8 protein-coding genes are annotated in these 10,848 nt (G+C 72.8%); all 8 read left to right on the forward strand.

All coding sequences use genetic code 11. From position 1 onward, the window contains the following. Positions 1 to 176 precede the first annotated feature (176 nt). The 8 genes from ACFY07_RS21065 (at position 177) to ACFY07_RS21100 (ending at position 10,333) form a co-directional block, all read left to right on the forward strand. Positions 177 to 1,706 carry a gamma-aminobutyraldehyde dehydrogenase gene (locus ACFY07_RS21065; RefSeq protein WP_390870506.1) on the forward strand — a complete coding sequence of 510 codons (1,530 nt, stop codon included), beginning with the start codon at positions 177 to 179 and terminating at the stop codon, positions 1,704 to 1,706. Positions 1,707 to 1,792: 86 nt separating this feature from the next. Then, positions 1,793 to 3,031 carry a PotD/PotF family extracellular solute-binding protein gene (locus ACFY07_RS21070; protein WP_390870508.1) on the forward strand — a complete coding sequence of 413 codons (1,239 nt, stop codon included), beginning with the start codon at positions 1,793 to 1,795 and terminating at the stop codon, positions 3,029 to 3,031. A gap of 35 nt (positions 3,032 to 3,066) precedes the next feature. Next, positions 3,067 to 4,383: an ABC transporter ATP-binding protein gene (locus ACFY07_RS21075; RefSeq protein WP_390870510.1), complete on the forward strand. Its 1,317-nt coding sequence runs from the start codon at positions 3,067 to 3,069 to the stop codon at positions 4,381 to 4,383. Continuing rightward, on the forward strand, positions 4,380 to 5,339 hold the full coding sequence (locus ACFY07_RS21080; RefSeq protein ID WP_390870512.1) for an ABC transporter permease: 960 nt from the start codon (positions 4,380 to 4,382) through the stop codon (positions 5,337 to 5,339). Before ACFY07_RS21075 ends, ACFY07_RS21080 begins: the two co-directional genes overlap by 4 nt. Then, on the forward strand, positions 5,339 to 6,139 hold the full coding sequence (locus ACFY07_RS21085) for an ABC transporter permease (RefSeq protein WP_390870514.1): 801 nt from the start codon (positions 5,339 to 5,341) through the stop codon (positions 6,137 to 6,139). Before ACFY07_RS21080 ends, ACFY07_RS21085 begins: the two co-directional genes overlap by 1 nt. 75 nt (positions 6,140 to 6,214) lie before the next feature. After that, entirely contained in the window at positions 6,215 to 7,609 is a 1,395-nt protein-coding gene (locus tag ACFY07_RS21090; RefSeq protein WP_390870516.1) for an NAD(P)/FAD-dependent oxidoreductase, read from the forward strand. A gap of 192 nt (positions 7,610 to 7,801) precedes the next feature. After that, complete coding sequence (locus ACFY07_RS21095) at positions 7,802 to 8,710, forward strand: hypothetical protein (RefSeq protein WP_390870518.1); 909 nt, start codon at positions 7,802 to 7,804, stop codon at positions 8,708 to 8,710. Positions 8,711 to 8,809: 99 nt separating this feature from the next. Beyond that, positions 8,810 to 10,333 carry a CoA-acylating methylmalonate-semialdehyde dehydrogenase gene (locus ACFY07_RS21100; protein WP_390870520.1) on the forward strand — a complete coding sequence of 508 codons (1,524 nt, stop codon included), beginning with the start codon at positions 8,810 to 8,812 and terminating at the stop codon, positions 10,331 to 10,333. The last annotated feature ends 515 nt before the right edge of the window (positions 10,334 to 10,848 follow it).

Consider the following 10,848-nt stretch of genomic DNA (forward strand, 5'->3'; position numbering starts at 1 on the left):
CCGCGCCCACCGGACCCGCGCGGCCGGACCCGCGCCCCGGGCCGGACCCGGGCCGGAACCGGGACCGGCCCGAGGCCGGGACGCGCCCGCAGCCCGCCTGGGCCGACCGGTCCCCGCCCCCCGGGGACGCGACCACCCGGCAGCCCACCCGGCGCAGCCCAGCGCATGGAGGAACCATGGACCCGACGACCGCGGACCCCCGCTTCGAGGACGGAGCCCAGTTCATCGCCGGCCGCCTCACCGAAGGCACCGGCGACCGCCCCTTCGACGTGGTCAACCCGGCCGACGGCAGCACGGTCCGCCAGGTCCGCCTCGCGTCCGCCCGCGACGTCGACGAGGCCGTCGCCGCCGCCCGGGCCGCGTTCCCCGACTGGTCCCGGGCCACCCCCGGCGCCCGCGCCGAGGCGCTCACCCGCCTCGCCGCCGTCCTCGCCGACCGCTCGGACGACCTCGCCCGCACCGAGACCGCCCAGACCGGCAAGCCGATCAAGCTCTCCACCGAGTTCGACGTCCCCGGCACCGTCGACAACACCGGCTTCTTCGCCGGGGCCGCCCGCAACCTGGAGGGGAAGGCCGCCGGCGAGTACTCCGGCGACCACACCTCCTACGTGCGGCGCGAGGCGATCGGCGTCGTCGGCTCCATCGCCCCCTGGAACTACCCGCTCCAGATGGCCGCCTGGAAGATCCTCCCGGCGGTCGCGGCCGGCAACACGGTCGTCCTCAAGCCCGCCGAGCTCACCCCCCTCACCGCGCTGATGTTCGCGCAGGCCTGCACCGAGGCGGGCCTGCCCGACGGCGTCGTCAACGTCGTCACCGGCGACGGCCGCACCGCCGGCGAGCACCTCGTCTCCCACCCCGACGTCGCGATGGTGTCCTTCACCGGCTCCACCGCCGTCGGGCGCCGCGTCGCCGAGCTCGCCACCCGCACCGTCAAGCGCACCCACCTCGAACTCGGCGGCAAGGCCCCCTTCCTCGTCCTCGACGACGCCGACCTGGAGGCCGCCGTCCACGGCGCGGTCGCCGCCTCCCTCATCAACACCGGCCAGGACTGCACCGCCGCCACCCGCGCCTACGTCCAGCGGCCGCTGTACGACGCCTTCGTCGAGGGCGTCGCCGAGCTCTACGGCCGGGTCCGCCTCGGCGACCCGATGAACCCGCACACCGACCTCGGCCCCCTCGTCTCCTTCGCCCAGCGCGACCGCGTCGCCGCCTTCGTCGAGCGCGCCCGCGGGTACGGCGCCGTCATCGCCGCAGGCGGCGAGGCGCCCGCCAAGGGCCACGACGGCACCGACCTCACCCTCGGCGCCTACTACCGCCCCACGCTCGTCACCGGCGTCCCCCAGGACGCCGAGATCGTGCAGAGCGAGGTCTTCGGCCCCGTCCTCGCGGTCCTCCCCTTCGACTCCGGCGACGAGGGCCTGCGCCTCGCGAACGACACCCCCTACGGCCTCGCCGCCTCCGTCTGGACCCGCGACGTGCACCGCTCCCTGCGCGCCACCCGCGAGATCGCGGCCGGCTGCGTCTGGGTCAACGACCACATCCCGATCATCAGCGAGATGCCGCACGGCGGCTACAAGGCCTCCGGCTACGGCAAGGACATGTCGCAGTACTCGCTCGACGAGTACACCGAGGTCAAGCACGTCATGTACGACACCACCGCCGCCGCCCGCAAGGACTGGCACCGCACCGTCTTCGGCGACAGATGACCGAGCCGGCCGGCCGCCCCGCACGCCCCCGTACCGGGGCGGCCGGCCCTCTTCCGCTCCTCACCCCCACAGGAGGGCTGCACCCCATGGATCCGTTCGACGGACTGCCGGACCCCGTGCTCAAGGCCTGGCGCCGCAGTGCGACATCCGGCCGCGCGGCCCTCACCCGCCGGTCGCTGCTGCGCACCGCCGGGCTGGGCGCCGTCGCGACCGCCGCCCTCACCGGCTGCGGCATCCCGGCCGCCTCCCAGGCCTCGTCCGGCACCGCCGCCACCGAGGACCACTCCGCCGAGGAGAAGGTGCTCAACTTCTCCAACTGGCCCCTCTACATCGACGTCGACGACAAGGACAAGAACCGCCGTCCCACCCTCGACGCCTTCACGAAGGCCACCGGCATCAAGGTCGCCTACACCGAGGACATCGAGGACAACGACGACTTCTTCGGCAAGGTCCAGGCCCAGCTCCGCGCGGGCCAGGACACCGGCCGCGACCTGATGGTCCTCACCGACTGGATGGCCGCCCGCGTCATCCGCCTGGGCTGGGCCGAGACCCTCGACGCCTCGAAGCTCCCGCACGCCTACGCCAACCTGTCCGCGCAGTACCGCAACCCCGACTGGGACCCCGGCCGCACCCACTCGTACCCCTGGGCCGGCATCGCGACGCTCATCGCCTACAACAAGAAGGCCACCGGCGGGAAGGCCGTCACCAGCGTCGACCAGCTCCTCACCGACCCCTCGCTCAAGGGCCGCGTCACCCTCCTCACCGAGATGCGCGACACCATGGGCCTCACCCTGCTCGACATGGGCAAGGACCCCGGGAACTTCACCGACGACGACTTCTCCGCCGCCGTCGCCAAGGTGCAGAAGGCCGTCGACAGCCACCAGGTCCGCGCCTTCACCGGCAACGAGTACGCCAAGGACCTCGCCAGCGGCAACATCCACGCCTGCATCGCGTGGGCCGGCGACCTCGTCCAGCTCAAGGCCGACAACCCGGACATCGAGTACGTCATCCCGGAGGCCGGCTACCTCGCCTCCACCGACAACATGCTCATCCCGCGCCGCGCCCGCCACAAGGCCAACGCCGAGCGGCTCATCGACTGGTACTACCGGCCCGACGTCGCCGCCGAGCTCGCCGACTACGTCAACTACTTCACGCCCGTCGACGGCGTGGCCGAGGCCCTGCAGAGGATCGACCCCGAGGCGGCGAAGAACCCGCTGATCATCGCCGACAAGGCGATGGCGCGGAGGAGCCACGCCTTCCGCGCGCTCAGCGAGGCCGAGGAGAAGAAGTACCAGGGCGCGTTCGCCAAGCTCATCGGCGCCTGACGGCCACCGGCACACGAGGGACAGCGAGAGAACTGATGACAGAGCAGCACACAGCCGAGCAGGCCGGCGACGGACGGACGCCGGACGTCCCCGCGACGGAGACGCCCGCGACGGAGGCCCCCGTGAAGGACGGCGCCGCCGAGACCCCTGCCACCGAGGCCGCCCCCGCCGCCGAGGCCCCCGCGAAGGCCGCCCCCGCGCCGGGCGCATCGGCCGGGACCGCACCGGAGGCCGCCGGGCAGGACGTCCACCTCACCGGCATCTCCAAGACCTTCGGCGACTTCACCGCCGTCCGCCCCCTGGACCTCACCATCCCGGCCGGGTCCTTCTTCGCCCTGCTGGGCGCCTCCGGCTGCGGCAAGACCACCACCCTGCGGATGATCGCAGGCCTGGAGGACCCCACCACCGGCGCCATCGTCATCGGCGGCCGCGACGTCACCGCCCTGCCGCCCTACAAGCGGCCGGTCAACACCGTCTTCCAGAACTACGCCCTCTTCCCCCACCTCGACATCTTCGAGAATGTCGCCTTCGGCCTGCGGCGCCGCGGCAGGAAGGACGTGAAGAAGCAGGTCGACGAGATGCTGGAGCTCGTCGAGCTGGGCCCGCTGGCCCGCCGCAAGCCCCACCAGCTCTCCGGCGGCCAGCAGCAGCGCGTCGCCGTCGCACGCGCCCTGATCAACCACCCCCAGGTCCTGCTCCTGGACGAGCCGCTCGGCGCCCTCGACCTCAAGCTGCGCCGCCAGATGCAGCTGGAGCTCAAGCGCATCCAGACCGAGGTCGGCATCACCTTCGTCCACGTCACCCACGACCAGGAGGAGGCCATGACCATGGCCGACACCATCGCGGTGATGAACGCGGGCCGCATCGAGCAGCTGGGCGCCCCCGCCGACCTGTACGAGAACCCGGCCACCACCTTCGTGGCCAACTTCCTCGGCCAGTCCAACCTCCTCGCCGCCGCCGTCACCGGCCGCCAGGGCGCCGACCTGCTGCTCGACGTCTCCGGCACCCGGCTGACCCTCCCCGCCGCGCGCGCCGCGGGCAACCGCGACCGCCTGCTCGTCGGCGTCCGCCCCGAGAAGCTCACCCTCACCCACGCCGACGACGCCGCGACCGTCGCCGAGGGCCGCAACCGCATCACCGGCACGGTCCTGGACGCGAGCTTCATCGGCGTCTCCACCCAGTACGTGGTGCGCGCCGCCTGGGGCCAGGAGATCGCGGTCTTCGAGCAGAACATGGAGCGTGACACCCGCATCGCCCCCGGCGCGGAGGTCGTCCTGCACTGGAACCCCGCCCACGCCTTCGCCGTCGACGCCGACCAGGACGTCCACGCCGGCCAGGAGGAGGCCGTATGACCTCCCACGCCACCGCCGTCCTCCCCGGCGCGGGCGCGCCGCCGGAGGCCGGCGGCCAGGGGCCCGTCCCCGCGGCCGTCGGCAGGGCGGCCCGCCGCCGGCGCCGCATCCCCTACCTGCTGCTGCTCCCGGGCCTCGCCTGGCTGCTGGTCTTCTTCGCGCTGCCCACCGTCTACCAGGCCTCCACCTCCGTGCAGACCGGCTCCCTGGAGACGGGCTTCCGGGTCACCTGGCACGTCGCCACCTACTGGGACGCCCTGCGCGAGTACGGGAGCCTCTACGGCTGGTCCTTCGTGTGGGCCGCCATCGCCACCGCCCTGTGCCTGGCCCTCGGCTACCCGCTGGCGTACACCATCGCCTTCAAGGCCGGCCGCTGGCGCAACGTCGTCCTGGTGCTGGTCATCGCACCGTTCTTCACCAGCTTCCTCATCCGCACGCTGGCCTGGCAGACCATCCTCGCCGACGGCGGCTGGGTGGTCCGCACCCTCAACGCGGTCCACCTGCTCGACGTCACCGACGCCCTGCACTGGACCCGCGACCACCGGCTGATGCAGACCCCCCTCGCGGTGGTCTGCGGCCTGACCTACAACTTCCTGCCGTTCATGGTGCTGCCGCTCTACACCTCGCTGGAGCGGATCGACCCCCGCCTCCACGAGGCCGCCGGCGACCTGTACGCCCGGCCCTTCACCACCTTCCGCAAGGTGACGTTCCCGATCTCGCTCCCCGGCGTGGTCGCGGGCACCCTGCTCACCTTCATCCCGGCCTCCGGCGACTACATCAACGCCCAGCTGCTCGGCGGCGTGCAGGACAAGATGATCGGCAACGTCATCCAGAACCAGTTCCTCACCCAGGTGAACTACCCGCTGGCCGCAGCGCTCTCCTTCATCCTCATGGCCTTCATCCTGGTCATGATCAGCCTCTACATCCGCAAGGCCGGGACGGAGGACCTCGTCTGATGGCCGCCCCCCTCCGGTGGCTCCGCCGCCACCTCGTCGTCATCGCCGCAGCCCTCGTCCTGGCCTACATGATCATCCCCAACCTGGTGGTGATCGTGTACTCCTTCAACAAGCCCACCGGGCGCTTCAACTACACCCTCAACCACTTCTCCACCGACGCCTGGCAGCACCCCTGCGACGTCGCCGGCATGTGCGACGCCCTCGGGCTCAGCCTCCAGATCGGCGTCTACGCCACCGTCGGCGCCACCGTCCTCGGCACGATGATCGCCTTCGCCCTGGCCCGCTACCGCTTCCGCGGCCGGCCCTTCGTCAACGCGCTCATCTTCATGCCGATGGCCATGCCCGAGATCGTCATGGCCGCCTCCCTCGGCACGCTCTTCCTCAACACGCGGGTCGAGTTCGGCTTCTGGACGATCCTCATCGCCCACATCATGTTCTGCCTCAGCTTCGTGGTGACCGCCGTGAAGGCCCGCGTGGCCTCCATGGACCCGCGCCTGGAGCAGGCCGCCCAGGACCTCTACGCCACCCCGACGCAGACCTTCCTGCGCATCACCCTGCCGCTGGCCGCCCCCGGCATCGCCGCCGGAGCGCTGCTCAGCTTCGCCCTCTCCTTCGACGACTTCGTGATCACCCAGTTCAACTCGGGCTCCACGGTCACCTTCCCGATGTTCGTCTGGGGCTCGGCGCAGCGCGGCACGCCCGTCCAGGTCAACGTCATCGGCACCGCCATGTTCCTCACCGCCGTCGTCCTCACCGCCGGCGGCCAGTGGATCGCCAACCGGCGCCGCGCCCGCGCCTGACCGGAGCGGGGCCGGCCGCTCCCGGCCGGCCCCGCTCCCGCACGTCCCGACCCGCCAGAGAGCAGTTGATAATGCATGGATCCCGCCTCCTCGCTTAAGGACGCCCGGCCCACCCCCTTCTGGCTGGAGGACCCCGGCCGCCCCGAGCCGCTGGCGGCCCTCGTCGGCGACACCCACTGCGACCTGCTGGTCGTCGGCGGCGGCTACGCCGGGCTCTGGACCGCACTGGTCGCCAAGGAGCGGGACCCCTCCCTCGACGTCGTCCTCGTCGAGGGCCACGAGACGGGCTGGGCCGCCTCCGGCAGGAACGGCGGCTTCTGCGCCGCAAGCCTCACCCACGGCTTCGGCAACGGACTCCAGCGCTGGCCCGGGGAGCTCACGCAGCTCGAGAAGCTCGGCGCCGCCAACCTCCAGGCGATCGAGGACACCCTCGGCCGGTACGGCATCGACTGCGACTGGGAGCGCACCGGCGAACTCGACGTCGCCACCGAGCCCTACCAGCTCGACTGGCTCCACGAGGTCGCCGAGCAGGTCGCCCCCTACGGCGTCGGCCTCACCGTGCTCGACGCCGCCCGGGTCCGAGCCCAGGTCGACTCGCCCACCTTCCTCGGCGGCGTCTGGGACAAGGACGGGGTCGCCATGGTCCACCCCGCCAAGCTCGCCTGGGGCCTGCGGCAGGCCTGCCTCGGCCAGGGCGTCCGGATCTTCGAGCACACCCGCGCCACCGCCCTGGAGGAGAACGGCAGCGGCATGGCCGTGCGCACCTCCTACGGACGCGTCTTCGCCCGCCGGGTCGCCCTCGCCACCAACGCCTTCCCCTCCCTCCTCCGCCGCGTCCGCCCCTACGTCGTCCCCGTCTACGACTACGCCCTGATGACCGAGCCGCTCGACGACGCGCGACTCGCCTCGATCGGCTGGCGCAACCGGCAGGGGCTGGGGGACTCCGCCAACCAGTTCCACTACTTCCGGCTCTCCGCCGACAACCGGATCCTGTGGGGCGGCTACGACGCCGTCTACCACTACCGCGGCCGGGTGCGCAGCGAACACGACCAGCGCCCCGAGACCTTCCGCAGGCTCGCCGGCCACTTCTTCCGCACCTTCCCGCAGCTCGAAGGCGTCCGGTTCACCCACGCCTGGGGCGGCGCCATCGACACCTGCACCCGCTTCGCCGCCTTCTACGGCACCGCCCACCGCGGCCGCGTCGCGTACGCCACCGGCTACACCGGCCTGGGCGTCGGGGCCACCCGCTTCGGCGCCGAGACCGTCCTCGACCTGCTCGCCGGGGAGCGCACCGAGCGCACCGAGCTGCGCATGGTGCGGGAGAGGCCGCTGCCCTTCCCGCCCGAGCCCTTCCGCTGGGCCGGGATCGAGCTCACCAAGTGGTCCCTCGACCGCGCCGACCGGCACGCCGGGCGCCGCAACCTCTGGCTCAAGGCGATGGACCGGCTCGGGTTCGGCTTCGACAGCTGAGCGGTTCCGCGCCGTCCCCCCCTCGGCCCGTTCAGCGCCGCGCCGTCCCGCCCGCCCGGGCGGGACGGCGTGTGCCGTCCGCCCCCCGGTTCCGTCCTGCCCCGCCCGTTCCGTCCTGCCCCGCCCGTTCCGTCGTGCCCCGCCCGTCCCGGCCTGTCCCGCACGTCGCCTTCCGCGCGGGAGACTGACCCCATGACAGCAGGGGACGCATCCGGACACCCGGACACCGCCGAGCAGCCGTACGCCACCGCGCAGCCGGAGGCGGCGCCGCCCGGAGAGGCCCTCACGCCGGACCAGGCACGGCTGCTGGAGGCAGCCCTCCCCGTCTGCGCGCTCCACCGCCTCGCACTCGCCGGCCCCCGGGCCCTCCGTGCCCACGGCCTGCGCCCCGCCGTCCTCCGCCCGGCGGAGCTCGACCTGGCCACCGGCGAGTCCACGCCCCTCGGCACGATCACCGCGGACCTCGCCCGCGCCTGGCACGACGCGGGGTACGTCGTGCGCCCGCAGCACCCGGACACCGCCCTGTTCGCCGGCCTGGTGGTCACGCCGCCGGGCCCGGGCGACGCCGGCCCCCCGCTCGCGGTGTCCGGCGGCGGCGTCGCGGGCCCGCCCCCCGTCACCGTGTCCGTCGCCAAGAGACCGCTGGCCCACCCGCCGGTCCCGGTCGAGGTGGAGCCCGGCCTCACCGTCCCGGTCGTCTCCCGGGACGACGCGGCCTGCCTCGTCCTCACCGCGGCGGCCGAGCGGACCCTGCCCGACGACCTCCTCGCCGTGCACGCCCTGACCGCCTGGGTCGGCGACGCCGCGATGCCCGCCATGGCCCGGGCCTTCGACGACGACTTCCACCCCGCTGCCCTGGCCGAACGCCTCGGCCGGCTCGCCGCCCTCGACGACGAGGTCTACCTCGCTCTCGGCGCCGGCCCCGAGGAGGTCGACGCCGCCAAGCGCTGGGCGCTCGCCTGGGTGCAGGACACCACCCTCGACCTCCTGGAGGGCCGGGAGGACCCCGACTCCTACTACGACCACCCCGACACACCCGGCGCCGGAGCACCGGAGGGGGCGGACGGGGCGGACGGGGCGGCGGACTCCTACGGCCTGTAAGGCGCACGGCCGATTCGCCGCCACGCTGCTCGTTGAGCGCCGCCGCCGTCCGCCGGACACTGGACACAGCGAGGCACCCGACTCCGGAGGCAGACGACCTTGAGCAAGCACATCACCCACTGGATCGGGGGCGCCCCGGTCGCGACCGCCGGCACCGCACCGCGCCGCGGCGACATCTTCGACCCGGCGACCGGCAAGGTCTCCGGACAGGTGGACTTCGCCGGGATCGCCGAGGTCGACCAGGCCGTCTCCGCAGCCGTCGAGGCCTTCGCCACCTGGCGGCACACCTCGGTCGCCCGGCGCGCCCAGGTGCTCTTCGCCTTCCGCGAGCTGCTCAACGCCCGCAAGGACGAGCTCGCCGCGATCATCGTCTCCGAGCACGGCAAGGTCCACTCCGACGCCCTCGGCGAGATCGCCCGCGGCCTGGAGGTCGTCGAGTACGCCTGCGGCATCCCGCAACTCCTCAAGGGCGGCTTCACCGAGCAGGCGTCGACGGGCGTCGACGTCTACTCGATCCGCCAGCCGCTCGGCGTCGTCTCGGTCATCTCGCCGTTCAACTTCCCCGCCATGGTGCCGATGTGGTTCTTCCCCATCGCGATCGCCGCCGGCAACACCGTGGTCGTCAAGCCCTCGGAGAAGGACCCCTCCGCCGCCAACTTCCTCGCGGAGCTGTGGAAGGAGGCCGGGCTCCCCGACGGCGTCTTCAACGTCGTCCACGGCGACAAGACCGCCGTCGACCGCCTGCTTGAGCACCCCGACGTCAGGTCCGTCAGCTTCGTCGGCTCCACCCCCATCGCCCGCTACGTCTACGAGACCGGCACCCGCTACGGCAAGCGCGTCCAGGCCCTCGGCGGCGCGAAGAACCACATGCTGGTCCTCCCCGACGCCGACCTGGACCTCGCCGCCGACGCCGCCGTCAACGCCGGCTTCGGCGCGGCCGGCGAGCGCTGCATGGCCGTGTCCGTCCTGGTGGCCGTCGACCCGATCGGCGACGAGCTGGTCGAGAAGATCAAGCAGCGGATGGCCACCCTCAAGGTCGGCCCCGGCTGCAACGGCGACTCCGACATGGGCCCCCTGGTCACCGGGCAGCACCGCGACAAGGTCGCCTCGTACCTGGAGTCCGGCCTCGCGGACGGTGCGGAGCTCGCCGTCGACGGCCGCACCCACCCGGTCGCCGAGGCCGACGCCCACGGCGGCTCCACCGCCGACGGCTTCTGGCTCGGCCCGACCCTCTTCGACCACGTCAAGCCCGGCATGTCCGTCTACAGCGACGAGATCTTCGGCCCGGTGCTGTCGGTGGTGCGGGTGACCTCCTACGAGGAGGGCCTGGAGCTCATCAACGCCAACCCCTACGGCAACGGCACCGCGATCTTCACCAACGACGGCGGCGCCGCCCGGAAGTTCCAGAACGAGGTCGAGGTCGGCATGATCGGCATCAACGTGCCGATCCCGGTTCCCGTGGCCTACTACTCCTTCGGCGGCTGGAAGGCGTCCCTCTTCGGGGACACCCACGCCTACGGCGCCGACGGCGTCCACTTCTTCACCCGGGGCAAGGCCGTCACCCAGCGGTGGCTCGACCCGTCCCACGGCGGGATCAACCTCGGCTTCCCCACCAACAGCTGAGCGGGTCCCGGTCCCGGTTCCCCGTCCGACTTCGGCCCGGCAGGCCGCCGCACGCGCCCTCGCGCATGCGGCGGCCTGCCGGTTTGCATGCGGGGGCCCGATGCCCGTAGAGTTCCACGGTCGCTCGGCAGGGAGCACCGGACACGCGTCTGCGCGGACGGTCCCGGAGCGGCCATCTCCCCGATCCACCCCCTCCACGTACGCGAGTGCAGCGACGGCGTGTGCCGTCCGCTCCGGACTCGCATCGTTCTCCGTATTCGCGTGCGAATGCGGCACGTGCGGCGGGTGCGGAAAAGGGAAATGCGGCGGGTTTGGACCTCGGGTCCGGATTCGCTAGAGTCTGACCTCGCCGGCGGGGCCCGAAAAGGCCAGGTCGGCAGGCTTTCCGGAGTCGGAGGGCGCGGAACGGCGAGGCAGGGATCTGCTAGAGTCGGAAAGCGCCGGAAGGCGAAGGAAAGAACGCAGGAACCCCGCCGGCGGGGGTCAGCGAAGCGGAGAGAGACACTCCGCGGGTC

Origin of the sequence: Streptomyces sp. NPDC001380 (assembly GCF_042895785.1) — a bacterium.
Lineage (GTDB): Bacteria > Actinomycetota > Actinomycetes > Streptomycetales > Streptomycetaceae > Peterkaempfera.

Excerpts from the sequence above, each read along its gene's own strand:
- ACFY07_RS21080 (WP_390870512.1), top strand. The coding sequence starts at position 4,380 with ATGACCTCCCACGCCACCGCCGTCCTCCCCGGCGCGGGCGCGCCGCCG.
- ACFY07_RS21090 (WP_390870516.1), top strand. The coding sequence starts at position 6,215 with ATGGATCCCGCCTCCTCGCTTAAGGACGCCCGGCCCACCCCCTTCTGG.
- ACFY07_RS21065 (WP_390870506.1), top strand. The coding sequence starts at position 177 with ATGGACCCGACGACCGCGGACCCCCGCTTCGAGGACGGAGCCCAGTTC.
- ACFY07_RS21070 (WP_390870508.1), top strand. The coding sequence starts at position 1,793 with ATGGATCCGTTCGACGGACTGCCGGACCCCGTGCTCAAGGCCTGGCGC.
- ACFY07_RS21095 (WP_390870518.1), top strand. The coding sequence starts at position 7,802 with ATGACAGCAGGGGACGCATCCGGACACCCGGACACCGCCGAGCAGCCG.
- ACFY07_RS21085 (WP_390870514.1), top strand. The coding sequence starts at position 5,339 with ATGGCCGCCCCCCTCCGGTGGCTCCGCCGCCACCTCGTCGTCATCGCC.
- ACFY07_RS21075 (WP_390870510.1), top strand. The coding sequence starts at position 3,067 with ATGACAGAGCAGCACACAGCCGAGCAGGCCGGCGACGGACGGACGCCG.